Here is a 25284-nt window from a genome sequence, read left to right as displayed (position 1 = left end):
TTGGCTAAAAGCAACAATCCCACTCAAACTGGCCGGTATCGGGCTGGCGTCGGGCGGGCTTCATTGTTGAAGGACCAGACGTTGACCGTTGCGGGGGCAGCACAGGCACGAGGATCCGCATGGATCACCCTCCCTGTTTCCCGTTTAACTTTCCCAATGCAAGGTTATGCTTGTGACAAGACCTTTTCTGCATCGAAAGCACCAATTCTGGTATCACTGTATCACAGGGTCTCTTTTGTTAAACTGACAAGTTGTTTGCTGCGCCTTGTGCAAAGGCTTTTGCTTATCGGCCGAGCCCCTTTGGCAATCGAGTCCGCGATCCATGGACTTCACGTTTTATCTGACTCATCATGACTTATCCAAAATTGCCTTATCCCATCGAGCGCTACACCAGAGGCGCGGCATTTGCCCGTCTGTTGGGAGAGCGCATCATGATTCTCGATGGTGCGATGGGGACAATGATTCAGACCTACAAATTGTCCGAGGCGGATTTTCGTGGTGCGCGTTTTGCCGAGCATGGCAAAGACGTGAAAGGCAACAATGAGTTGTTGTCACTTGTACGTCCAGACATCATTCAGGCGATTCATGAAGCGTATTTTGAGGCAGGCGCTGATGTCGTGGAGACCAACACTTTTGGCGCGACCTCGATCGCCCAGGGTGACTACGACTTGCCCGAGCTTGCCTACGAGTTGAATCTGGAGTCCGCGCGACTGGCGCGTGCCGCATGCGACAAGTTCAGCACGCCCGAGCGTCCGCGTTTTGTCGCAGGCGCCCTGGGTCCCCAGCCTAAGACCGCTTCTATCTCTCCGGATGTGAACGATCCCGGTGCCCGCAATGTGACCTTCGAAGAATTGCGTGTCGCCTATACCGAGCAGCTCAACGGTTTGCTCGATGGTGGGGTGGATCTAATTTTGATCGAAACCATTTTTGATACGCTGAACGCCAAGGCCGCGATTTTCGCGGTGGAAGAGGTTTTCGAGGCCCGTGGTGAAAGATTGCCTGTCATGGTGTCCGGAACGGTGACAGATGCCTCGGGTCGTATCTTGTCGGGGCAAACGGTCGAAGGCTTTTGGAATTCGGTGCGTCACGCCCGTCCAATCACAATCGGTCTGAACTGCGCGCTGGGTGCCGCCTTAATGCGCCCCTACATCGCTGAGTTGTCCAAGATTTGCGACACCTACGTGTGCGTATATCCGAACGCCGGCCTGCCCAATCCGATGAGTGAGACGGGGTTTGACGAGACGCCTGCCGACACCTCCGCATTGCTTGAGGAGTTTGCCCGTTCGGGATTGGTGAACGTCGCGGGTGGGTGTTGCGGCACGACACCCGAGCATATCAAGGCGATCGCGGACAAGGTCAGCAGCCTGCCGATTCGCGTCGTCCCAGAGATTGCTGTCAAGACGCGTCTGTCGGGACTCGAGGCGCTGAATATCGACGGTGAAACCTTGTTTGTGAACGTGGGTGAGCGCACCAACGTCACGGGCAGCAAAATGTTCGCGCGTCTGATCCGCGAGGAAAAGTATGATGAGGCTGTCGCTGTTGCGCGTCAGCAGGTCGAGAACGGCGCACAGATTATCGATATCAACATGGACGAAGCCATGTTGGATTCGGCAGCCTGTATGCACCGGTTTTTGAATTTGATCGCCTCCGAGCCCGATATCGCTCGCGTGCCGATCATGATCGATAGCTCCAAGTGGTCCGTGATCGAGACGGGACTGAAGTGCGTGCAGGGCAAGTCTATCGTCAACTCGATTTCTCTCAAAGAGGGCGAAGAACCTTTCCTGAAGCAAGCGCATCTGTGCCGTCGTTATGGCGCCGCTGCGGTCGTGATGGCCTTTGATGAAAAAGGTCAGGCCGATACGCTCGAGCGCCGCAAGGAAATTTGCACGCGCGCCTACAACCTGCTGGTCAACGAGGTGGGTTTCCCGCCGGAAGACATCATTTTTGATCCCAATGTCTTTGCGATCGCGACCGGAATTGAGGAACATAACCATTATGCAGTCGACTTTATCGAGTCGACTAAATGGATTCGCTCCGCCCTGCCTCACGCTCGGATTTCTGGTGGCATTTCCAACGTGAGCTTCTCCTTCCGTGGCAATGAGCCCATGCGTGAAGCGATCCATACAGTCTTCCTTTATTACGCCATCCGCGAAGGCTTGACCATGGGTATCGTCAATGCCGGTCAGCTAGGCGTCTATGCAGAGCTTTCGCCCATGTTGCGCGATCTCGTCGAGGATGTGGTGCTGGATCGCCAGACACCCGTCGGGCTCACGGAGGCGGACGATACACGCACGCCTACTGAACGCCTGGTGTCATTCGCCGACTCGGTCAAGGGTAGTGGGGCCAAGCGCGAGGAAGACCTGAGCTGGCGCGAACAGTCAGTTGAAAAACGTCTGGCTCATGCCATGGTCCATGGAATCACGCAGTTCATCATCGAGGATACCGAGGAAATTCGCCAGCAGATCGCTGATCGTGGCGGGCGTCCGATCGAGGTTATTGAGGGCCCATTGATGGACGGGATGAACATCGTTGGAGATTTGTTCGGCGAGGGCAAGATGTTTTTGCCTCAGGTTGTGAAATCCGCTCGCGTGATGAAGCAGGCCGTCGGACATCTCGTACCGTTCATCGAAGAGGAAAAAAAGCTCATTGCTGCCGCGGGTGGCGATGTTCGCGCCAAAGGCAAGATTCTGATTGCGACCGTCAAAGGCGATGTGCACGACATCGGTAAAAACATTGTCACCGTGGTGCTGCAATGTAATAACTTCGAAGTCATCAATATGGGCGTGATGGTTCCCGCAGCTGAAATACTGGGGCGCGCCAAAGCGGAAAATGTCGATATCGTTGGTTTGTCCGGCCTAATCACGCCAAGCCTCGAAGAAATGGCGTATGTCGCCAGTGAAATGCAGCGCGACGAGTATTTCCGCAGCCGCAAGATTCCTCTGATGATTGGTGGGGCGACGACGAGCCGCGTCCATACCGCAGTCAAGATTGCGCCGCACTATGAAGGTCCGGTGATCTATGTGCCGGACGCTAGCCGCTCGGTGGGTGTGGCACAAAATCTAGTCTCTGAAACCGCCAACACTTATCTTCAAGAGCTGGCGGTCGAATACGAGGACGTCCGTCGCCGTCACGCAAATCGTCAGACAGCACCTCTCATGTCTATTGTTGACGCACGTGCGGCCAAACCGAAATTTGACTGGTCTGCCTATCAACCCCCTCGCCCTAAATTCATTGGTCGTCGCACCTTTAAAAACTTCGATCTCTCCGAGCTCGCCCGCTTCATCGACTGGACGCCTTTCTTTCAAACGTGGAGTTTGTTTGGCCAGTACCCGGCGATTCTTGATGACAAGGTCGTTGGTGAACAGGCGCGCAAGGTTCATGCGGATGGACTTGCGATGGTCAAGCGCATCATTGATGGTCGGTGGTTGACGGCAAATGGTGTGGTGGCTTTTTATCCCGCCAATACGGTCAATGATGACGATATCGAGGTGTATCAGGACGAGACGCGCGAAAAAGTATTGTTCACCTGGCGAGGATTGCGCCAACAAGGCATCAAGCGCGAAGGCGTCGAAAACAAATGCCTGGCGGACTTTATCGCACCAAAATCTTCGGGCGTGATGGACTACATCGGTATGTTTGCGGTCACAGCGGGTATTGGTATCGATAAAAAGGAAAAAGAGTTTGAACAAGCGAGTGACGATTACTCATCAATCATGTTGAAGTCTTTGGCGGACAGGTTGGCAGAGGCCTTTGCCGAAGCTTTGCATGCCCGCGTGCGGACAGATTTGTGGGGCTATGTGCCCGACGAGTCGCTGACCAATGAGCAGATGATCAAAGAGGCTTACGTGGGGATTCGACCCGCACCGGGATACCCCGCTTGCCCAGAACATGTTGTCAAGCGAGAAATGTTCGAGGTGCTTGATGGCGCGGATATCGGGATGATGTTGACCGATAGTTATGCCATGCATCCCGCTGCGAGCGTTTCAGGTTTTTACTTTAGTCATCCGCAGTCACAATATTTTAGCGTCGGACCGATTGGCGAGGATCAGGTGGAGGATTACGTCAAGCGTTCAGGTCGAAGTGCTGCGGACGTCAAACGAACCCTAGCGCCAAATCTTGGCTAGTCATCCGATGCTGGCGCATCATTTCGTGTACGACTCGATCGCCAGCGTAGCGAATACGCCCGAGATCAGCAAGGCAGTCGTGATGTTGATACCAAACACGCCGGGACGGGACTCTACATAACGGTAGAGTAACGCTCCCCCAGCGATCGATACGCTCAACGCAACGAAGATGCCGATGGCATTGATGATGAGCCCGCTTGGAAACAATACGCTCCAGATCGCATTGACGCCGATACACAAGCCATAGTGGATTAAGAAAATAGAATAGGAACGCTCGCCCAGCCAGTGCAGACTAGCTGACTGGGGCCATCGTTCCAGCCAGCCGCGCGTGCTGGCAATCGTCAAGATGAGTGCGCTCAATGTCGCCGTCGCGACGGACTTGCGAAACTCGATCCCCAGTGCCACCAGGCCAAGCAGGGCGATGAGGGCGACAAACCAGCCTTTTGCGGGAGTGCGCGCCGCCCAGTAGGCGAGCATGCCGAGCCCGTAATACCCAAAGAAATATGGCGCTGCGATTTCATATTGCGCGTATCGATTGAGATGCCACAAAGACCAGGCGGTGAGCGCGACAATCACGATGGGAAGCAGCATGTGCCAACGCGTGGGCAGCATGTGAATCAAGGCGATCAGTACTGTGACCAGGGCAAAGAGCTGAAAATCCACAGCCACATACCAAACACCTGCGGACAAAGCCTCAAGACCAATCAAGTCATAGAGAAGAAACAGATGGGCGATCAGTTGCGCGATGGTCGGCGCGCCCGATAAAGACTCGTGTTGAAACCAGGGTCTTACCAGCGCGGTGATGAGGGCAGCGAGGGTGACTGCGAATAAAAAGGGGGTGATTAAACGCTTGTAGCGTTTCCAGACGAGGGGACCCGGTATAACAGGCGTAGTTAAGCCATTAGGCGCGAATTGCGAGGCGACAAAATACCCTGCGATCACGAAAAATAGTTGAACAGCCAAACGACCATACACGACGACCGCATCGATGAGTTGCGGGTAAACAGCGCCGATGACTTCCGACATCGGGCCGTATACCGCGAGGTGATGGACGACGATGACTAAGCAGGCGATGCCTTTGACTGCATCGATAAAGGGAAGCTTGCTAGCCATATGCACGCGTGTGCAGAGATTGGCGGGGATGGACGATGATTTGCACAATCAGGTCTTGTGATAAATCTCAGCCCCTTTCTTGACAAACTCAACCGCTTTTTCCTGCATACCTGCCTTGAGTGCGGCATCGTTTTCGACACCTAACTTTTGCGCATAGTCACGCACATCCTGAGTGATTTTCATGCTGCAGAAATGCGGGCCGCACATCGAACAGAAGTGTGCCACTTTCATGGAGTCCTTGGGCAAGGTCTCGTCATGAAAGTCTTTAGCTGTATCGGGATCCAAGCCGAGATTGAACTGATCTTCCCAGCGGAACTCGAAACGTGCTTTGGATAGTGCATTGTCACGAATCGCCGCGCCAGGATGGCCTTTGGCAAGATCCGCGGCGTGGGCGGCGATCTTATAGGTGATGATGCCGTCTTTGACGTCTTTCTTGTTGGGCAGGCCGAGATGCTCTTTAGGCGTGACATAGCAGAGCATCGCGGTGCCGTACCAGCCGATCAGGGCCGCACCAATCCCGGAAGTGATGTGGTCGTAGCCGGGGGCGATATCAGTCGTCAGCGGTCCGAGCGTGTAGAAGGGCGCTTCATCGCAATGCTTGAGCTGCATCTCCATGTTTTCTTTGATGAGCTGCATGGGAACATGCCCGGGACCTTCAATCATGACCTGAACATCATGCTTCCAGGCGACTTTGGTAAGTTCGCCGAGTGTTTTGAGCTCAGCAAATTGTGCTTCGTCATTGGCATCGAAGCCCGAGCCGGGACGCAGGCCATCGCCAAGCGAGAAGCTGACATCGTAGGCCTTCATGATTTCGCAGATTTCTTCGAAACGTTCGTACAGGAAGCTTTCCTTGTGGTGAGCCAGACACCACTTCGCCATGATTGAGCCGCCGCGCGAGACGATGCCCGTCATGCGGTCCGCGGTCATGGGAATAAAGGGCAGACGAACGCCGGCATGAATGGTGAAGTAGTCCACACCTTGTTCGGCTTGTTCGATGAGCGTATCGCGGAAAATCTCCCAAGTCAGGTCTTCGGCTTTACCGTCGACTTTTTCCAGCGCCTGGTAAATAGGCACCGTACCGATTGGCACGGGTGAGTTGCGGACAATCCATTCGCGAGTTTCGTGGATGTGCTTGCCAGTGGATAAATCCATCACGGTGTCCCCGCCCCAACGGATCGACCAAGTCATTTTTTCAACTTCTTCGGCAATCCCCGAACTGACAGCCGAGTTGCCGATATTCGCGTTGATTTTGACCAGGAAATTACGGCCAATCGCCATGGGTTCGACTTCAGGGTGATTGATGTTGGCGGGGATAATCGCGCGTCCGCGGGCAATTTCATCGCGAACGAACTCAGGGGTAATCAAATGAGGAATAGAGGCGCCAAAGGATTCGCCTGCATGTTGTCGCAACATGCGTTTAACCATTTTTTCGCCCTCTGGTCCCGTGGCGCGCAGACTTTCAATGTATTGTTCGCGCCGCAAGTTTTCGCGAATCGCGACAAACTCCATCTCCGGTGTGATGATGCCGCGACGCGCATAGTGCATTTGAGAAACGTTGGCACCCGCCTTGGCGCGTCGGGGGTGACGGCGCAAATCAAAGCGCATGGCAGTGAGTTTGGGATCCGCCAGACGCTCTTGACCGTAAGTGCTGCTTGGACCGCTGAGTAACTCAGTGTCACCGCGCTCTTCGATCCACGCGCGACGCAGTTCAGGTAAACCGCGGCGGATGTCGATCTTGACATCGGGGTCTGTGTAGGGACCGCTTGTGTCATAAACCGTCAAGGGTGGATTTTTTTCGCCACCAAAGGAAGTCGCGGTATCTTCTTGTTCGATTTCGCGAAAGGGTACGCGAATGTCAGGTCTCGAACCGATCTCGTAGACTTTGCGCGATTTTGGCAGGGGGGCGACAGCAGCGGCATCCACTTCGGCGGTCGCTGCAAGGAATTTAGGATTGGCGTTCATGAAAAAGCTCCAAAAATCGATTGGAGCCGAATCGGGATGGATCCCGGAGCAACCCAGGATGCGCTCCCAGCATCGGCATTATCCGTACTGGTACGAAGGGACTCTCTCAACCTGGCGAATTGCCAAGTACCCCCGCATTCAAGTGCCAAGTATAGGACAGGAAAGGGTGGTTTGGCAGGGGTGCCCCCAACACGCTCAAAGAATGATGAGGTTGTCTCGATGGACGAGCTCGGATTCGGTCATAGAGCCAAGGATGTCGGCGATTTTGCTGGAGGGTTGGCCCATGATGCGTCGGGCATCGGAGGACGAGTAATTGATCAGTCCGCGAGCGCACTCTTTGCCGTCGAGATCCAGGCAAGCCACAACATCCCCGGGTTCAAAGTCACCTTCGATGCGACGTACTCCGACGGGGAGCAGGCTTTTGCCTTCGACCAGAAGTGCTTGGACAGCCCCGGCATCGAGAGAGAGTTTGCCACGCAATCTCAAATGATCGGCCATCCACTGTTTACGTGCGGACAATACGGGTAGTTCGGCACGCAATTCTGAACCGATGCACTCGCCGTTCGCCAGGCGGATCATCACGTTTTCTTCGCGACCGGAGGCGATCACGGTGTGCGCGCCGCTGCGAGCCGCGCGTTTGGCCGCCAAAATCTTGGTGAGCATGCCGCCTTTGCCTATGCCGCTACCCGAACCACCAGCCATGGCTTCAAGCGCCAGGTCGCCGGCTTTACCGTGGGAAACAAAGCGCGCATTCGGATTTTTTCTGGGGTCTGCTTCGTAGAGGCCGCGTTGATCGGTCAGGATGATCAGCGCATCGGCTTCGATCAGGTTGGTGACCAGTGCACCAAGCGTGTCGTTGTCACCCACGGCGATTTCATCGGTCGCAACCGTATCATTTTCGTTCACGATGGGCACCACACCGAGTCGCAAAAGCGCGAAAAGCGTGGAGCGGGCATTCAGGTAGCGCTGGCGATCCGCGAGATCCTCATGTGTCAGGAGAATTTGCGCGGTGCGCAGACTGTGTTTGGAAAAAGCGACTTCGTAGGCTTGTGCCAGCCCCATTTGGCCGACCGCGGCCGCGGCCTGAAGCTCATGCATGGAGGTCGGTCGTTTCGCCCAGCCCAAGCGCGCCATCCCCTCGGCGATCGCACCACTTGAGACCAGTACAACCTGTTTGTCTTGGGCGCGCAGGGCGGCGATTTGGCTCGCCCAGTGCGCAACGGCCTGCCGGTCCAGACCTTGTCCGTCGTTGGTGACTAGCGAGGAGCCGACTTTCGCGACGATGCGCGAAGCGGAAGCGATCACGGAGATGGGCGAAGCAGTGGCAGTCATGGGAATCGAAACGGTTTAGGCGTCGTTAGTCTTTTGTTGGTGGGGTGTCTGCCGCGCTGCGTGTCTCGTCAAAGCGAGGGTCTTCGGCGACATAGGTACCATCGGCTTTATCTTCGGCAAGATTATCTACTTGACGGTAGGCATCGATCGCGTTTTGCAGATCCCAGATCAGCTGTTGGGTACCGTCGCCTGAAAGTGCTGAGATCGCGTAAACAGGCCCAGTCCAGCCATACTCCTTGCAGAAGCGTTTTTTGACATCTTCGGGATGGGGGACAACATCGAGCTTGTTCAGAACGAGCCAGCGAGGCTTGTTATAGAGGGTTTCGTCGTAGAGACGAAGTTCTTCGACGATTGCGCGCGCTTCACCAACCGCGCGCGCCACTGAATCCTCATCGGGGTCGTGAGAGGAGACATCAACGATATGTAGCAAAATGCGCGTGCGGGTCAGATGGCGCAGAAACAAGTGACCGAGTCCAGCGCCTTCGGATGCGCCCTCGATGAGACCAGGGATATCCGCCACAACAAAGCTGCGTGACTCAGAGGTCCGCACAACGCCAAGATTGGGATGCAATGTCGTGAAGGGGTAATCGGCAATCTTTGGACGGGCATTCGAAATCCGGCTGATGAGGGTGGACTTACCTGCATTAGGCATCCCCAAAAGACCGACATCAGCCAATACTTTGAGCTCCATGCGTAATCTGCGCTGCTCGCCGTCTTTGCCAGGCGTCCATTGCTTGGGTGCCCGGTTGACGCTGGATTTGAAGTGCACGTTACCTAGACCACCTTCGCCACCAGCAGCCAAAATAACCTGTTGGTCGTGGCGGTTCATGTCAAAGAGTTCTTCACCGGTGTCTGCGTCATAAATGATCGTTCCAACCGGGACCCGCAACGTGATGTTAGGTGCAGCGGCACCATACATGTCCGATCCGCGACCATTTTCGCCATTGCGCGCGACATGCTTGCGCGCATAACGAAAGTCAATCAGTGTATTGATGTTGCGATCGGCGATAGCAAATACGCTGCCGCCTCGTCCGCCATCACCACCATCAGGCCCACCCTTGGGGATGAATTTTTCACGGCGAAAGCTGTGTGCGCCGTTGCCGCCTTTGCCGGCAATGACTTCGATAGTGGCTTCGTCGACGAATTTCATGAGTGAATGGTACCGTGAAAATAAAAAGCCCTGCCGCTTGCGACAGGGCTTTTTGGGATAACAGGCAAATTACTCAGCCGAGATGATTGAAACTGTCGACTTGTTGAGCTTGCCGCGAACAGAGAACTTAACGTGTCCGTCGGTCAATGCGTAGAGCGTATGGTCTTTGCCAATGCCCACGTTTGTACCGGGGTGGAACGTTGTACCGCGCTGACGCACGATAATCGAACCGGCCGGGATCAGCTCGCCGCCGTAGGCTTTAACGCCTAGACGTTTCGATTCTGAGTCGCGACCGTTGCGGGTAGAGCCCCCGCCTTTTTTCTGTGCCATTTTTTACTCCTGGTGCTTTCCGTGATTCCGTTTATATGGTGAGCTGAGCGCGACAATTAAGCCGTGATCTCACCAATCAGAATCTCGGTGTAGTTTTGACGGTGGCCTTGACGCTTCTGATAGTGCTTGCGACGACGCATCTTGAAGATCTTGACCTTATCGTGGCGTCCTTGCGCAAGAACCGTTGCTTTAACCACTGCGCCTGCCACAAGCGGGGTGCCAATTTTCAATTGGTCGCCTTCGCCTACGGATAACACCTGGTCTAGCGTAATTTCTTGCCCAATGTTTGCCGGTATCTGTTCTATTTTAAGTTTTTCACCAGAAGCAATGCGATACTGCTTGCCACCAGTTTTTACGACCGCGTACATGGGTTAACCTCTTGTTTTAGTGCAAATGGGATCTCGGCTAAGATGCCGAGCCAGACATATTAGCGCCTAACCACTTGAAAGTCAAAAGAAAGTCTCTTGGATAAGCTTGCAAACCTCTTAGCCCCTGTGGCAAAAGACATGGAAATAGTTGATGCCGTGATCCGGTCCCGGCTCAATTCCGATGTCGTCTTGATCCGAACGATCGGCGAATACATCATCAGCGCTGGTGGAAAACGCATGCGTCCCGTCCTCCTGTTGCTTGTGGCCCAAGCGCTTGGTTACAGGGGGAGTCATCATCATTTAATGGCTGCGGCGGTGGAGTTTATCCACACCGCAACCCTGTTGCACGACGATGTCGTCGATGAGTCAGATCTCAGGCGCGGCCGCGGAACGGCTAACGCCGTGTTTGGCAATGCAGCCAGCGTTCTTGTCGGGGACTATCTGTATTCCAGGGCATTCGAGATGATGGTGGACGTTGACAGCATGCGGATTATGCAGATCATGTCCGGGGCCACCACCGTGATTGCCGAAGGAGAGGTCTTACAGCTGCTCAATGTCCACGATCCGGACGTCTCCGAGGCCCGTTATTTGCAGGTTGTGCGTTTTAAAACCGCCAAACTTTTCGAGGCAGCGGCTGAGGCCGGCGCAGTGCTGGCGGGTGCCTCTGCGGACCAGCAGGCGGCTGCGGCAGCCTATGGCCGGCATATTGGCACCGCCTTCCAGCTGGTGGATGACGTCCTGGACTATAACGGTGATGTGGATGCCTTGGGTAAGAATGTTGGCGATGATTTGCGCGAGGGCAAGCCGACTTTGCCCCTGATACGGGTACTGGAAGTCGGTACGCCCGTTCAAAAACAGCTTGTTCGGGAAGCAATTGAAAAAGGCGAGGCCGACTTTGATGCTGTGGCTCGCGCGATTCACGAGACAGGCGCGCTAGAGCATGCGAGCCGTTGCGCAGTCGCTGAAGCTGCACTGGCGCGTCAAGCCATTGAACGTTTGCCAAGTTCGCCCGCCCGGCAAGCGCTGATCGATTTCTGTGCCTTTGCGATTGAGCGCGACCGTTAAGTACTAGTCGACCAATCTATCATTCGGGTTAACACTAGTGCTTTGGTGCTTGTGCGAGTGAGGGACACAGCGTTTAATGACTGAAAGACTGACAAAAGAACTTAAAACTAAAAAAGAAGTTTGAAACGTCGGCTGGGATGATGCGCAGCGTTTATCGACTTTAAGGAGTTGAGGATGTCTATTCATTCTTCAAGAAGAAAGTTTTTCTCTACGGCAGCAGTTGGTTCGGCTGCGGTGTTGGGGGTGCCAGTCGTTGCAAAGGCGCAAAACGCACCTATTACCTTGCGTTTCCAAAGTACCTGGCCCGCTAAAGACATCTTTCATGAGTTTGCGCTTGATTACGCAAAAAAAGTCAACGATATGGCCGAAGGGCAACTCAAGATTGAGGTGCTCCCTGCAGGTGCGGTCGTTCCCGCTTTTAATTTGCTGGATGCGGTCTCTGCAGGCACATTGGACGGCGGTCATGGCGTTGTAGCCTACTGGTACGGAAAAAACACTGCCGTTGCGCTCTGGGGTTCGGGTCCGTCATTCGGTATGGATGCCAACATGTTGCTGTCTTGGCACGAATATGGCGGTGGCAAAGAGTTGCTTGTCGAAATCCAGAAAGCAATGGGTGTCAATGTAGTGTCCCTCATGTATGGTCCGATGCCGACGCAGCCATTTGGCTGGTTCAAAAAGCCGATTTCCAAGGTCGAGGACGTCAAAGGCGTCAAGTTCAGAACAGTTGGTCTGGCAATCGACATGTACACGGCCATGGGTGCGGCGGTCAATGCCTTGCCAGGCGGAGAGATTGTTCCAGCCTTGGATCGGGGCTTGCTGGATGGCGCTGAATTCAACAACGCATCCTCGGATTTGATTCTTGGTTTTCCTGATGTGTCCAAGGTTTGCATGCTTCAGAGCTTCCACCAGAGTGCTGAGCAGTTTGAAATCTTGTTTAACAAGGCGAAGTACGATTCATTGCCTAAGCACCTCAAGAGCGTGCTGGCCGTGGCGTCCCAGGCAGCGAGTGCGGATATGTCCTGGAAGGCGATTGATCGTTATTCCAAGGATTATGAAGTCTTGCAAAAGGACAAGGGGGTGAAGTTCTACAAGACCCCGGATGCGATTTTGCAAAGACAGCTGCAAATTTGGGACCAAATGATCGCCAAGCGTTCGGCTGAAAATCCATTGTTCAAAAAAGTCCTGGATTCTCAAAAAGCTTTTGCCGAGCGTGCGGGTAAGTGGTCAGGCGACACCAACGTGAACTTCCGTATGGCATATAACCATTTCTTCGCTCAGAAGAAGCAAGGCTAGGTCGCGGTTGGTTGACAGGCAAGCAGGGTGGTATTCATTTGGATGCCACCCTTTTCATTGGTTCGAGGACTTGCCACGTATCGGGATTGATTGATGAATAAATGGCTTTGGCGTGTAGACCAGCTCTCCACCTTCGTAGGCAAAACGTTTGCTTGGCTGATTGTGATCTTAACTTTGCACGTTTCGTGGGAGGTTGTGGCCAGATATCTTTTTAATCAACCAAGCTCCTGGGCCTTTGATCTTCAAATCATGTACTACGGGACCATGTTCATGATGGCGGGTGCTTATACCCTTGCAAAAAATGGTCATGTGCGTGGAGACATCTTGTACGGCTACTTGCCGCCTAGGGGGCAGGCTGGGATTGACCTTGTGTTGTACATACTTTTCTTTGTGCCCGGCGTGGTGGCTTTGGTATGGGCAGGCTGGACGTTTGCGGAAACCTCAATTTCCATTAATGAGCACTCTTCGCTCATGGCGAACGGACCACCAATTTATCCCTTCAAGTCGGTGATTCCTGTGGCGGGATTTTTTTTGTTGATTCAGGGTTTCGCTGAGATTGCCCGGTGTGTGCTGTGCTTGCGTGACGGTCAATGGCCTGAGCGCGAGAGCGATGTGCAGGAAGTGGATGTTGAAAAGCTCAAAGAACTTGTCCACGTAAAAGACGAGGATATTCGCTCTCTTGATCAATATGTCGTGAGCAAGGAGCACGTCAAATGAAGCTTCCCAAGGCCATCTGGTTTGGATTCAGTTGTATCGCAATCGTCGTCATGCTGATTGTTTTTTTAACCCCTTGGGGGGCGCTGCAGACCGGTCATGTAGGCTTGATTATGCTGGCACTGATCGTGGTGGCCATCATGCTTGGATTTCCGACCGCTTTCACGCTGATGGGCATGGGGGTGATTTTTACCTTTCTGGCCTACATCATTCAGTCGCCTGATATGTCTGGTAAAGCGCTTAATCAGACCTTGACGTTGATGGTCCAGCGAACCTACGCGACGATGACCAATGATGCGCTGATTTCGATCCCTCTTTTTGTATTCATGGGTTACTTGGTTGAGCGTGCAAACCTGATTGAAAAGCTTTTCAAGGCGCTACACCTCGCACTCGCGCGTTTGCCCGGTTCACTGGCGATTGCAACCTTGATTACTTGTGCAATCTTCGCCACAGCGACAGGTATCGTTGGGGCTGTTGTCACGTTAATGGGACTGTTGGCGATGCCCGCCATGTTAAAGGCGGGTTATAGCGTCCGTTTAACTGCGGGTGTGATCACAGCAGGAGGTTGTTTAGGTATTTTGATTCCGCCGTCTGTGATGCTGATCGTGTACGGTGCAACGACTGGGACCTCGGTCGTCAAACTCTATGCAGGCGCTTTATTGCCAGGAATCGGATTGGCGGTTTTATATGCTGCCTATGTGATGCTGGTTGCAAAGATTTGGCCGGATATGGCGCCGGCACTTCCAGAAAAAGACCGTCAGATTCCCTTGCCTCCGGGCTCAGAGGCGATTAAATCCCAAGGCTACATGCTTGCGGCGACGGGTTTGCTGGCAAATTTTTTCAAGACACCAAAGGGGCAACCGGTATCGCGACAATACATGAATCGCAACGCGTTGGCGGTCATGTTGCCGCTATTGGTTGCTTTGTTTTTGTCGCTGGTGATTTATCGCGTTGCGACTGAACCCAAGGTGGAGTATGAAGTACCTGCCGAATTGCAGTTGTCCAGTAATCAATCCGGCTCGGGCTCCGGACTGGCAGAGCCCCCTTCCGGTTTGGCAGAGCCGCCCTCATCTGATGCGCCAGTATCGTCTTCTGCTACTTCGTCCAATTTATCGACGCTTCCGGAGTCGTCACCCAGCGAAGGTGCGGAGGCGCAGCGCTTGCCCGCTCCGAATGGTTTCTGGATTTATCTCGGCATCGCAGCCTTGATCATGCTGGTGTTTTACGTCACGCTGACTTGGGCGCGTCTCGAAGTCTTCAAAATGCTGATGGGATCTTTCTTTCCGTTATCCGTTTTGATCGGTGCGGTTCTGGGTTCAATCGGTTTTGGACTCGCCACGCCCAGTGAGGCAGCAGCTATGGGAGCACTAGGGGGCGCGTTGCTCGCCCTGGCTTACGGGCGGCTGAACATGGAGGTGCTAAAGGAATCCACTTTCCTGACAGCGAAGACGAGTGCCATGGTGTGTTGGTTGTTCGTGGGTTCGTCTATTTTTTCAGCAGCGTTTGCGTTACTGGGCGGTCAGAAAATCATCGAGGACTGGGTATTGTCACTGGGGTTGACATCTTTGGAGTTCATGCTGCTTGCGCAGATATTGATTTTTATTTTGGGATGGCCACTTGAGTGGACAGAGATCATTGTGATTTTCATGCCCATCTTTGTGCCTTTGCTGGCTCAGTTCAACATTGATCCTTTGTTTTTTGGTCTTTTAGTCGCCCTGAATCTGCAGACCGCATTTTTGTCTCCTCCAGTCGCAATGGCGGCGTTCTATTTGAAGGGTGTTTCGCCGCCCCATGTGAGCTTGAACCAGATCTTTCTGGGCATGTTGCCCTTTATGGGAATTCAAATCGTTGCGATCGTGTTGCTTTATACATTTCCCGCTATCGGACTCTGGTTACCTGAGGTTCTATACAAATAAATATGTCACAGCTCATTGAGGTAATTTACGGCGCACGTGTCGCCGTGATCTGGTTGAATCGTCCGGAAGTACATCACGCACTAAATGAAGAGATGGTCCGGGAGTTGACGCAAGCGCTCCTGGAGGCGAATCAGAACGAAAAGGTGAGCGCGATCGTTCTGGCGTCACGAGGCGACTCATTTTGTTCTGGCACTGACTTGTCATGGTATCAGCGCTGCTGGAAGCAGGGGGGGAGTCCGGCCGATGCACCCGAGGCGTTGCTCACTAAAATGCTCAAGGCGATTGATGCGTCTTCCGTGCCTGTTATCGCCCGTGTCAACGGGCATTGTATTGGTTCGGGTATCGGGTTGGTGGCGGCTGCCGACATTGTTGTTGCCAGCCATGATGCAGAGTTCACTCAGTCAGAAACGAGTTTGGGTCTGACGCCCAGACTCGTCGCACCGTATCTCAGCCGAGCGATCGGTGTGCGCACCGCCGGCAGATGGTTGATGACGGGCGAAACGTTCAGCGCGGCAGAGGCGTGGCGCCTGGGGCTCGTGCATGAAATTTGCGAGGCCTCCGAGCTTGATGCGCGTATCAACAGTATCCTGGGTCATTTAATCACCGCGGAGCCGGGCGCGGTCCAGTCCACGCGAAAGATTGTGCAAGCTTTGCACGCAGGTAGCGAATTGGGGATCGAAGCGCTCAAGGAATGTACGGAGCCTTCAGTAAACACTGAAGGCGCGCTTGCTCAAGAAGGTGTCGCGGCTTTTCTTGAAAAACGCTGGCCTTCATGGGCACCAGAGGAACTGAGGTCTTAGTTCAGACAGTGTGCGTCTAGAGCCTCAAAATACGTATGCCTCCCAGGAGCACGACCAACCCGATGATTATCCCGATGATCCAGTCCGGATATGGGCTGGAGAGCCATGCCACTAGAAATCCCGCGATAATGACACCCAGACTCGTGATGACATCGTTGGCAGAAAAAATATAGCTGGCTCGCATGTGTACACCGTCATTACGATGTTTGGAAACCAGATATAGACAAACGATGTTAACGACCAGTGCCAGGAATGAAAAGCCTATCATCGAGTCGGCTTCGGGCATCACATCACTCGATATTTGATAAGCGACGCGACCAAAGATTCCTGCTGCCAGCGCGATCTGAATCAAGCCCGCGAGTTTGGCTGCCTTGAGTTTGTAGGCGGCTGCTTTGCCAACGACGAAAAGAGAGACGCCATAGACCGCCGCGTCAGAAAACATGTCGATCCCGTCGGCAATCAGACCTGCAGAATGAGCCAACCAGCCGGCTGTGACCTCTATAAAGAACATCGCGCCATTGAGCGTCAATAGCCAAATCAGCACGCGTGTTTGTGAGGCTTCGTCCGCAGGGCTTTCAGCACTGACGGGGACTTGTTCGCTGGAGCTCATCACCGCACCGAGCCCCAAAGGCTGTAATTTGCTCAGAATATCCTCAGGACGGATACGATGACGAACGGTGAGTTTTTTTTGATTCAGATCGAAAAAAAGCGCATTGATTTCCAGGGAGGCAAGGGCCATGCGAATGAGCTGCTCCTCCGATGGACAGTCCATACCAGGAATATGAAAAACAGTGGAACTTTCTGTGGACGCGTCGGTCGGAATCATAGTTTATTCTCGTCAAAAGTTTGCCAACCCATCATATTCCTAATGTCAGTGCGTCTAAATACCTTTAAATAAACACTTGCCTTGAAAATTTTTGACCAGATTCGCTCTAAATTGTTCATGATTGGTCGTAAACTAAGTGTTAACGATAGTCTGCAAGTCTTGCGGAAATCGTTTTGATCTGATTGGAACCCTCCAAGGAGTCGATGATGAAGAAGTCCATCACACTGGCGATTGCTGCCGCCGCACTGACTGTTTCGGCGTTCGCGCCTGCACACGCAGGGCCAAACAAGTACCGCCATGGACACTATCATGGCTATAAGCAAAATAACTTTAATGCTTGGAATGCGGCGGCATTAGGTGCCGCAGTGGGCGTCGTGATCGGTGTCGGTAGTCAATACAACCGATACGCCCCGCCACCCGTTTATCCTCAGGTCGTGAACGTTTACCCTCCAGCAGTCGTGCCGCCGTATGGGCAGTTTTATTCGCTTCCGGTGCCTTGCCGTATCGCACAGGTGCCTGTTTATGATCAGTATGGTCGACTGGTTCAATATCAACAGACCTGTGTGAACTAAAACAATATAAAGCTATAAAAAACAGGAAGAGGCAATGCAAGCAGCTTGGTATGAGAAAAATGGCGAGGCACGGGATGTTTTATTTGTAGGCGAATTGCCTACCCCCGAGGCGGGGCCCGGTGAGGTGCGCGTCAAGATCCACTCTTCTGGCGTGAACCCCTCAGACGTCAAGTCGCGTCGCAATCGGCCGATCAACGATCCGCGTATCGTGCCCCATAGCGATGCGGGTGGTGTGATCGATCAGGTCGGACCCGGTGTTTCAAAAGATCGTGTTGGTGAGCGAGTCTGGCTTTGGAATGCGCAGTATCAGCGACCTTTCGGCACAGCCGCTCAGTATGTTGCCCTGCCCCAGGCCCAAGCGGTTGTTCTGCCTGACCATGTCGATTTTGATGGCGCTGCCTGCATGGGTATTCCCGGCCTGACAGCTTTTGAGGCTGTCAGACGCTGTGGAGATATAGCCGGTAAAACGGTTCTAGTGATCGGCGCAGCCTCAGCGGTTGGTCATTACGCCGCTCAAATGGCTGTCTTAAAAGGTGCCCGCGTAATTGGCACGGTCAGTTCCGAGGCCAAGGCGGCCCATGCGCGTGCAGCAGGCGTCAAAGAAACAATCAACTATAAAACCGAAGCAGTAGCCCAACGCGTCAAAGAGCTTACCGGTGGTCGTGGTGCCGATGCGATTATCGACATGGATTTTTCCACGACAACGGATTTGGTGCGTGATGGTGCACTCGCTCCACACGGGACCGTGGCGTGTTTTGGCTCGAATCGCGTCGAACCGCCGCTGATTCCTTTTCGACTTTGTTTGACGACAAGTTTAAGTCTGCAGTTTTTCTTGATTTACGACCTGACTCCCGCAGAGCGTGAAGTCGCGCTCAAAGGATTAAGCGAAATCCTGGCTTCTGGCAAACTCAAGCATGCGATCGGTGCGCGTTTCGCTCTGTCGGACATTGTTGCCGCACATGAGGCTGTTGAGCAGGGCAAGGTGTTGGGCAACGTCGTCATTGATTTATTGAGTGTTTAATTCAACGTTTAAAACACCAGTCAGCCACCGTCTCAGCGGCCAGGGCGTTGCACGAGAAATCGACTATCCAGTTTGTCGAATTGACCACAGCCAATCTGCGTCAGGATCATATCGATTTCTTTGTGCATGATGGCTAAAACCTGGTCTGCGCCTTCTTGTCCCAGCGCCGAAACAGCATAGAGTGTCGGACGGCCAAAGAAGCAGCTTTTAGCGCCCAGGCATTTCGCAATCACTACATCCGAGCCGCGTCGAACGCCACTATCAACCATCAAGCTTACCTGCTCACCGACTGCCGCTTTTATCTCGGCAAGCATGGTGAGAGGTGAGGGTGCGGAGTCTAGTTGCCGTGCGCCGTGATTCGAGACAATGATACCTTGCGCTCCGATCGCGACGGCTTGTGCCGCATCTTCCGGGTGGAGCAGTCCTTTAATCACCAAAGGCCCCGACCATTGCTGCCTGATTGAGGCAACAGTATCCCAGTCTGTCATTGCCGCGGGAGTCAGTGTCCCGTACATGTCCGCAACTTCATCGGCAGATGCGCCGGGTTTGGCATAAGGCTGCCAGTTGCTCATCATCGGCATGCCGCCCGCTTTCAAATACTCAATCACCCATCCCGGTTTGGTCAACGCATCCAGCATGATGGCAGGCGTCATTCTGAATGGGCGTGTAAAACCATTGCGACGATTGCGCTCACGGTTGGAGTTCACCGGTACATCAACCGTGATGACGAGTACGCCAACGTTGGCATCGCGAGCCCTTTTAACGAGATCGTGGTTGATGCGAGGATCGCTCGTAGCGTACATTTGAAACCATACATTGTCAGGGGCGATTTTTGCCGCGTCTTCGATGCTGAGATTGCTGGCGCTTGAAAGTAGAAAAGGCACATTCGCTTTTTTTGCGGCTGCTGCAAGCATCGCGTCCGCACCGGTTCGAAACAAGCCAGCCATTCCGGTAGGAGAGATGCCGATCGGGCTGGCATATTTTCGACCAAAGAGTTCGACTGATTGATCTCGATTTGTGATGTCGATTAAGTATCGGGGAAGAAGTTGATACTGAGAAAATGCTTCGCGGTTGCGAAGCATGCCGCGCTCGTCGTCGGCACCGCCGTCGATAAAATCGAATGCAATTTTAGGGAGTCTGCGTTGGGCAAGTGCTCTGTAATCGTGGAGATTGATCGGCTTTGGCATGGGAGTTCCGTTGATTTGCGAGGCGATGGAGCTTGCTGAGATTGCGGACGTAGCAAAATTTACTACAGACCTCCTGCTTTGAGGTGATGATTGATGGACGCACGATAATTGCTGCAAAGCAACAAGGTCTTGGGCTGGACTTTTGTAGTACAAATAGATCGCGCTTGCTTAGACACTCTTTAATCGGATGCTTTTATGAAAATTACCGCCTCTGCTGCCAGTCCTTATGTTCGCAAAGTTATGGCTTGTGCCATTGCGCGTGGAATCGACAACCAACTTGAAAAGTGGACGATTGCCACGACCGATCCGGTTCTGTCGAATTCGAATCCGCTTGGCAAAGTCCCCACGCTCATTACCGATGAGGGCGTTGCGCTGTTTGATAGTCCAGTGATTTGCGAGTTTCTTGACAGTATTGGAACCGCTCAACCGTTATTTCCCGCTGCAGGTCCCGCGCGCTGGACAGCCTTGCGACTCCAGGCAATTGGCGATGGTATTTTGGATGCAAGTCAGCCACGTCGCCGTGAGTTGGCTTTGCCACAAGACGAGGGACGTGTCGGGTATATCGATTTGCAACGAGGCAAAGTTGCGCGTGCGGTAGATGTCCTGGAAAAAGAAGCCGCCACGCTCGGACCACTCAAGACAATTGGCGATATCGCTGTCGCGTGCGCGTTGGGTTATTTGGATTTCCGCTTTGCGCACGAACCATGGCGCCCTGGCCACCCAAAGCTGGCAGCTTGGTATGCGAGCATTGAAAGCTTGCCACCCATCGCCAAAACTGTGCCGACTGCTTAATGTTTCAGGGTCGCAATGCGACACCCATGACGTTTAAGCTCGCTCATCTCACGCTTGAGAGAAATCGACGCACTGTCCTGCGTGATGTGTCCCTGACTCTCGATGCGGGTGAAATCGTTGGTGTGCTGGGACCCAATGGTGCGGGAAAGTCGACATTGATGGCTGCGATGGCTGGAGAGCTCGCTTACAAAACCGGCGAGTTGGTATTGGGTTCGACGCGTCTCGAGCGACTGACTGAATTAGAGCAAGCGCAGCGACGTGCCGTCGTGACGCAACAGCCCAGTCTGAGCTTTGATTTGTGTGTGGACGAAGTCGTCAGGATGGGTACTTATCCATATCCTGACGCAAGACCGGAGCAGAGTGATGAGTGGGTCCGTCGTGCGCTCACGCTGACAGAGTTGTTGCCGTTGGAAAAAAAGCTCTATACAGCGCTATCTGGCGGAGAGCAGCAACGGGTGCAGCTCGCCCGAGCTCTTGCTCAGGGCTTGGCGATTAGGCAGCATCGCGATGCGGCATATTTGCTATTGGACGAGCCTTTGGCCAGCCTTGATCCCAAACATCAACTACAGTTTATGCAGGTCTTGACTCAGCTTGTTCAAAGCGAGCAATGGGGCGCATTGATTGTGATGCACGATCTCAATGTGGCGGCGCGTTTTTGTGACAAACTTGTTTTGATGCGTGAAGGGCAAGTGATTGCAACCGGCCTGCCCGGTCACGTCCTTACACAAGCGTCACTTAAGCACGCCTTCGGCGTCGATTGGTCTGTCATTGCGCACCCTGAGGATGCAAATCGCTTGCTGGTGCTGTCATAACCGTATTATTGTGATCGAGGCCTGAAAACTGACTTGATACGGCGTGATAGCAAAACAAACAAGAATATGGTGAAGAGGGGCATATGAAGATCGCAATTGTGGGCTCGGGATTGGTAGGGCAGGCTTGGGCTATTGTCTTTGCGCGCGGTGGACACAACGTAAAAATGTGGGATGGAGATCCAAGCGCTGTGGGACGCGCTTGCGCGCTGATAGAAAAACAAGTCGCAGACTTGCAGGCTGCGTGCCTTATTGACGATCCTGTCGCCTTGTTATCGCGCATCAGCGGATGTGTGACGCTCGAAGAGGTGATGGCCGGCGCCGACTATGTGCAAGAAAGTTTGCCAGAGCGCCTTGAGATGAAAAAGGAAATCTTTGCGAAGATGGATGCCTTGGCTCCGCCTTCGACAATACTTGCGAGTTCGACCTCAAGTATCCCTGCGTCGGCTTTTACAGAGTCACTGCCCGGTCGCGCGCGCTGTCTGATTGCCCATCCAGTCAATCCGCCGTATCTTGTGCCTGTCGTTGAAATATGCGGCGCGCCCTGGACAGATTCACAGGTAGTGCAACGCACTTGGGATGTGATGCAAGGTGTTGGGCAAAAGCCAGTCAAGATTCATCGTGAGCTTAAGGGTTTTGTGCTGAATCGTTTACAAGGCGCCTTGTTGCGCGAAGCTTTCAGATTGGTCGAGCAAGGCTACGTTGATGCCGAAGGACTGGATGTGACTGTCAGAGAGGGGCTGGGCTTACGGTGGTCTTTTATGGGACCCTTTGAAACCATTGATCTGAATGCTCCTGAGGGTTTGGCAGATTACGCCAGGCGTTTCAATGAAATGTATCAAGCCATTGCCATGGAACAGACATCGACAGAGCCTTGGTCTGAAGCTGTGATTGAAAAGCTTGAAGCTCAACGGCGCGCGCAGTTACCAAAAGATCAATTGCTTGAGAGAAGGTTGTGGCGCGACCGCAGGCTGATGGACTTGGCTGCTCACAAAAAGTTATCTGAGTAAACACTGAGTCCAATCATCAACACGACCAATCAGATTGATCAAAAATTTAAAGGCGGAATCAGAATGGCCAAAGCACGAAAAGTCATCATCACTTGCGCGGCGACAGGCGCGATTCACACCCCGAGCATGTCTAAGCATCTCCCCGTCACCGCGGAAGAAATCGCCAAGTCCGCGATCGATGCAGCGCGTGCAGGTGCGGCGATTTTGCACTTGCATGCGCGTGACCCCAAGGACGGCAAACCCACGCAGGATCCTGAGTTTTTCCGGCCCTTTTTAAAAGAAATCAAAGCCGCGACCAATGCCGTGATTAACATCACGACCGGGGGAAGCCCCCACATGACAGTTGAAGAACGCATGCGGCCTGCAATGACGTTCCAGCCCGAGGTCGCGTCACTCAATATGGGTTCGATGAATTTCGGGTTGTTTCCCATGCTGGATCGTTTTAAAGAATTCAAGCACGAGTGGGAGCGGCAACATCTTGAAAACAGTCGAGACCTTGTCTTTAAAAACACCTATAAAGACATTGAAACAATTTTGCGACGTGGTTCAGAAAACGGTACCCGATTTGAGTTTGAGTGTTACGACATCAGCCATTTGTACAACCTCTCGCATTTCGCAGAAAAAGGCTTGGTGAAAGGACCGATCTTTATCCAGTCTGTCTTTGGTATTCTTGGCGGGATTGGTCCACATCCCGAGGATTTGATGCATATGCGTCGTACGGCAGACCGTCTGTTTGGTGACCAGTATCAATGGTCGATCCTGGGGGCGGGACGTAATCAGATCCCGCTTGCCACGATGGGTGCCGCGATGGGCTCGCATGTGCGCGTCGGGCTCGAGGATTCTCTGTGGATCGGTCCAGGCAAGATGGCGGCTTCCAACGCTGAGCAAGTGACACGCATGCGTACCGTTCTCGAAGCATTGAACTGTGAGGTCGCAACCCCGGATGAGGCGCGAGAAATTTTGGGCCTTAAGGGCGGCAATAACGTTAACTTTTAATGGAAACAGACTGAATATGAAACTCGTTGATGCATTTGCTGATTACAGCCGCTTTGTCAAAATTCGTCGAGATATCCATGCTCACCCTGAGCTAGGTTTCGACGAACATCGGACCTCTGAAATTGTTGCAACGCTGCTAAAAGAGTGGGGTATCGAAGTGCACCGCGGGATCGCAGGCACGGGTGTGGTGGGTGTGCTCAAAGTCGGCGAGGGTGGTCGCACGCTGAGCTTGCGTGCCGATCTTGATGCCCTGCCTTTGCAGGAGATTAATGAGTTCGAACACAAGTCCACTCATGATGGAAAGATGCACGCTTGTGGTCACGATGGTCACACCACGATGCTGCTTGCGGCGGCATGGCACTTGTCTCAGACGCGCAACTTCAAAGGTACGGTGAATTTTGTGTTTCAGCCTGCCGAGGAAATGGGTAAAGCGGGCGCCAAGAAAATGATCGAAGACGGTTTGTTCGAACGCTTCCCTTGTGAGGCGGTGTTTGGTCTGCACAACTTTTCTATCGGCAACGTGGGCGGCTTTGCGTTGAATAATGGTCCATTTATGGCGTCGAGTAATACTTTCAAAGTGACGATGAAGGGGCAGGGTACGCATGCGTCTTTGCCCCACACGGGTACGGACCCTGTTGCACCCGCCCTGGAGTTTGCCCAGGCGCTTCAAGGCTTGGTCGCCAAGGTGATTCCAAGCACGGAGCGTGCTTTATTGGCTGTGACGCAACTTGAAGGTTCGGTCGCTCCCAACGTCATCCCGGATGTTGCAGCCGTAGGGGGCACGATCCGTACTTTCTCTGTTTCAGCGCTGGATCGACTGGAGGAGCGTTTGCGCACACTCGCAAATCAGATCGCTTTGGCGCATGAGTGCGAAGCGGAAATTTTCTTTAGACGGGCTTCGCCGCCAGTCGTCAATCATGCAAAAGAAGCGCAATTTGCGGCACAGGTCATGAGAGAGATCGTCGGTCCGGAAATGGTCAATGATCAGTTTCCGGGTGTGATGGCGGCAGAAGATTTCGCGCATATGTTGATGGCTAAGCCCGGATGTTACGCATTTATAGGTAACGGGGATGGTCATCACCGTCTGGAAGGGCATGGCGAAGGAGCTTGTGTGGTCCATAACACCTCGTATGACTTTAACGATGCCATTATTCCGGTCGGTGCGAGCTACTTTGTGCGCCTGACCGAGCGCTGGATGGCCGATACGGCCAAATAAGTTGACAAGGGGTGCGCTCAAGGCAGGTTTGACCCCGCGCACACCCTATGTCTCGCTGTTAGGTAAAAACTATCTAAAAGTTAGATAAATTTAATTTCCTTGATAGCCATCAGAGGCTTAAACTAGCACAAGAGTTGAGATTGAGTCGTTTTTCTTCGGCTCGAGTGATCAAAACTCCACTTCTTCTTCTCATCTACATTTGTCAGGAGGCTATATGGCCCAGCTAAAAGGTTCAAAGACCGAACAGTGCCTGAAGGACGCATTCGCAGGCGAATCACAGGCTAACCGCCGCTACTTGTACTTCGCAAACAAGGCTGACATCGAAGGCCAAAACGACGTTGCTGCGTTGTTCCGTTCAACCGCCGAAGGCGAGACCGGCCACGCACACGGCCACCTCGAGTTCCTCGAGGCAGCTGGTGATCCAGCAACAGGTTTGCCAATCGGTTCCAGCCGTGACAACCTGAAAGCTGCTGTTCATGGCGAAACACACGAGTACACCGATATGTATCCCGGCATGGCCAAGATCGCTCGCGACGAAGGCTTTGACGAGATCGCCGACTGGTTCGAGACTTTGGCAAAAGCCGAGCGCTCACATGCCAATCGCTATCAGAAAGCTCTGGATGCCTTAGTTGACTAAGCATCTTTGAGATGTCCGGAGGGTGGGCGTCAGTATGACGCCGCCCCTTCG

The 25284-nt window shown here is 53.4% G+C and carries 22 protein-coding genes and 1 riboswitch; of the genes, 14 read left to right on the top strand and 8 right to left on the bottom strand.

The features are described from left to right. Positions 1-13: 13 nt before the first annotated feature. A riboswitch (cobalamin riboswitch) is annotated at positions 14-201 on the bottom strand. Between the two features lie 149 nt (positions 202-350). Beyond that, positions 351-4124 carry a methionine synthase gene (metH, locus tag QWY27_RS06840; protein WP_290196047.1) on the top strand — a complete coding sequence of 1258 codons (3774 nt, stop codon included), beginning with the start codon at positions 351-353 and terminating at the stop codon, positions 4122-4124. A gap of 18 nt (positions 4125-4142) precedes the next feature. Here the strand turns inward: metH and QWY27_RS06835 are convergent, their stop codons facing one another. From QWY27_RS06835 to rplU, 6 genes are all read right to left on the bottom strand, one after another. Beyond that, positions 4143-5237: an acyltransferase family protein gene (locus QWY27_RS06835; protein ID WP_290196045.1), complete on the bottom strand. Its 1095-nt coding sequence runs from the start codon at positions 5235-5237 to the stop codon at positions 4143-4145. A 48-nt stretch (positions 5238-5285) separates the two neighbouring features. Next, positions 5286-7199, bottom strand: coding sequence for a phosphomethylpyrimidine synthase ThiC (gene thiC / locus QWY27_RS06830; protein WP_290196043.1), 1914 nt, complete (start codon positions 7197-7199; stop codon positions 5286-5288). A 195-nt stretch (positions 7200-7394) separates the two neighbouring features. Continuing rightward, entirely contained in the window at positions 7395-8531 is a 1137-nt protein-coding gene (gene proB / locus QWY27_RS06825; RefSeq protein ID WP_290196041.1) for a glutamate 5-kinase, read from the bottom strand. Positions 8532-8556: 25 nt separating this feature from the next. Beyond that, a complete protein-coding gene (gene obgE, locus QWY27_RS06820; RefSeq protein WP_290196040.1) occupies positions 8557-9681 on the bottom strand; it encodes a GTPase ObgE in 1125 nt (374 codons plus the stop codon). 69 nt (positions 9682-9750) lie between these two features. After that, on the bottom strand, positions 9751-10011 hold the full coding sequence (gene rpmA / locus QWY27_RS06815; protein WP_290196038.1) for a 50S ribosomal protein L27: 261 nt from the start codon (positions 10009-10011) through the stop codon (positions 9751-9753). A 56-nt stretch (positions 10012-10067) separates the two neighbouring features. Then, the gene (rplU, locus tag QWY27_RS06810) at positions 10068-10379 is read right to left on the bottom strand and encodes a 50S ribosomal protein L21 (protein WP_290196036.1); all 312 of its coding nucleotides are present in this window, start codon (positions 10377-10379) and stop codon (positions 10068-10070) included. Between the two features lie 138 nt (positions 10380-10517). Between rplU and QWY27_RS06805 the strand changes: the two genes are divergently transcribed. From QWY27_RS06805 to QWY27_RS06785, 5 genes are all read left to right on the top strand, one after another. Further along, complete coding sequence (locus tag QWY27_RS06805; protein WP_290196230.1) at positions 10518-11444, top strand: polyprenyl synthetase family protein; 927 nt, start codon at positions 10518-10520, stop codon at positions 11442-11444. Positions 11445-11618: 174 nt separating this feature from the next. Beyond that, complete coding sequence (locus QWY27_RS06800) at positions 11619-12737, top strand: TRAP transporter substrate-binding protein (RefSeq protein WP_290196034.1); 1119 nt, start codon at positions 11619-11621, stop codon at positions 12735-12737. A 93-nt stretch (positions 12738-12830) separates the two neighbouring features. Then, the gene (locus QWY27_RS06795) at positions 12831-13454 is read left to right on the top strand and encodes a TRAP transporter small permease subunit (protein WP_290196032.1); all 624 of its coding nucleotides are present in this window, start codon (positions 12831-12833) and stop codon (positions 13452-13454) included. Further along, on the top strand, positions 13451-15367 hold the full coding sequence (locus tag QWY27_RS06790; RefSeq protein ID WP_290196030.1) for a TRAP transporter large permease: 1917 nt from the start codon (positions 13451-13453) through the stop codon (positions 15365-15367). Before QWY27_RS06795 ends, QWY27_RS06790 begins: the two co-directional genes overlap by 4 nt. A gap of 2 nt (positions 15368-15369) precedes the next feature. Continuing rightward, entirely contained in the window at positions 15370-16167 is a 798-nt protein-coding gene (locus QWY27_RS06785; protein WP_290196029.1) for an enoyl-CoA hydratase-related protein, read from the top strand. A 16-nt stretch (positions 16168-16183) separates the two neighbouring features. On the opposite strand, the gene QWY27_RS06780 is transcribed toward QWY27_RS06785, so the two are convergent. Continuing rightward, positions 16184-16993 (bottom strand): cation efflux transmembrane domain-containing protein, encoded by an 810-nt coding sequence (locus QWY27_RS06780; protein ID WP_290196027.1) that lies wholly within the window; start codon positions 16991-16993, stop codon positions 16184-16186. A gap of 203 nt (positions 16994-17196) precedes the next feature. Between QWY27_RS06780 and QWY27_RS06775 the strand changes: the two genes are divergently transcribed. Beyond that, on the top strand, positions 17197-17565 hold the full coding sequence (locus tag QWY27_RS06775) for a hypothetical protein (RefSeq protein WP_290196025.1): 369 nt from the start codon (positions 17197-17199) through the stop codon (positions 17563-17565). A 34-nt stretch (positions 17566-17599) separates the two neighbouring features. Beyond that, on the top strand, positions 17600-18586 hold the full coding sequence (locus tag QWY27_RS06770) for an NADPH:quinone reductase (RefSeq protein ID WP_290196023.1): 987 nt from the start codon (positions 17600-17602) through the stop codon (positions 18584-18586). A gap of 32 nt (positions 18587-18618) precedes the next feature. On the opposite strand, the gene QWY27_RS06765 is transcribed toward QWY27_RS06770, so the two are convergent. Beyond that, on the bottom strand, positions 18619-19773 hold the full coding sequence (locus QWY27_RS06765) for an alpha-hydroxy acid oxidase (protein WP_290196021.1): 1155 nt from the start codon (positions 19771-19773) through the stop codon (positions 18619-18621). A 195-nt stretch (positions 19774-19968) separates the two neighbouring features. On the opposite strand from QWY27_RS06765, the gene QWY27_RS06760 reads away from it, so the two are divergent. The 6 genes from QWY27_RS06760 (at position 19969) to QWY27_RS06735 (ending at position 25233) form a co-directional block, all read left to right on the top strand. Beyond that, the gene (locus QWY27_RS06760; RefSeq protein WP_290196020.1) at positions 19969-20565 is read left to right on the top strand and encodes a glutathione S-transferase C-terminal domain-containing protein; all 597 of its coding nucleotides are present in this window, start codon (positions 19969-19971) and stop codon (positions 20563-20565) included. A gap of 26 nt (positions 20566-20591) precedes the next feature. Then, a complete protein-coding gene (locus QWY27_RS06755) occupies positions 20592-21377 on the top strand; it encodes a heme ABC transporter ATP-binding protein (protein ID WP_290196018.1) in 786 nt (261 codons plus the stop codon). 83 nt (positions 21378-21460) lie between these two features. Further along, on the top strand, positions 21461-22384 hold the full coding sequence (locus tag QWY27_RS06750; RefSeq protein WP_290196017.1) for a 3-hydroxyacyl-CoA dehydrogenase: 924 nt from the start codon (positions 21461-21463) through the stop codon (positions 22382-22384). A 63-nt stretch (positions 22385-22447) separates the two neighbouring features. Then, positions 22448-23380, top strand: coding sequence for a 3,5-dioxohexanoate:acetyl-CoA acetone transferase (gene kce, locus QWY27_RS06745; protein ID WP_290196015.1), 933 nt, complete (start codon positions 22448-22450; stop codon positions 23378-23380). A 16-nt stretch (positions 23381-23396) separates the two neighbouring features. Continuing rightward, positions 23397-24596: a M20 aminoacylase family protein gene (locus QWY27_RS06740; RefSeq protein ID WP_290196013.1), complete on the top strand. Its 1200-nt coding sequence runs from the start codon at positions 23397-23399 to the stop codon at positions 24594-24596. 214 nt (positions 24597-24810) lie between these two features. Further along, positions 24811-25233, top strand: coding sequence for a rubrerythrin family protein (locus tag QWY27_RS06735; RefSeq protein ID WP_290196011.1), 423 nt, complete (start codon positions 24811-24813; stop codon positions 25231-25233). The last annotated feature ends 51 nt before the right edge of the window (positions 25234-25284 follow it).

Source organism: Zwartia vadi (assembly GCF_030410375.1).
GTDB lineage: Bacteria > Pseudomonadota > Gammaproteobacteria > Burkholderiales > Burkholderiaceae_B > Zwartia > Zwartia vadi.
This window is presented reverse-complemented; position numbering and strand designations above follow the sequence as displayed.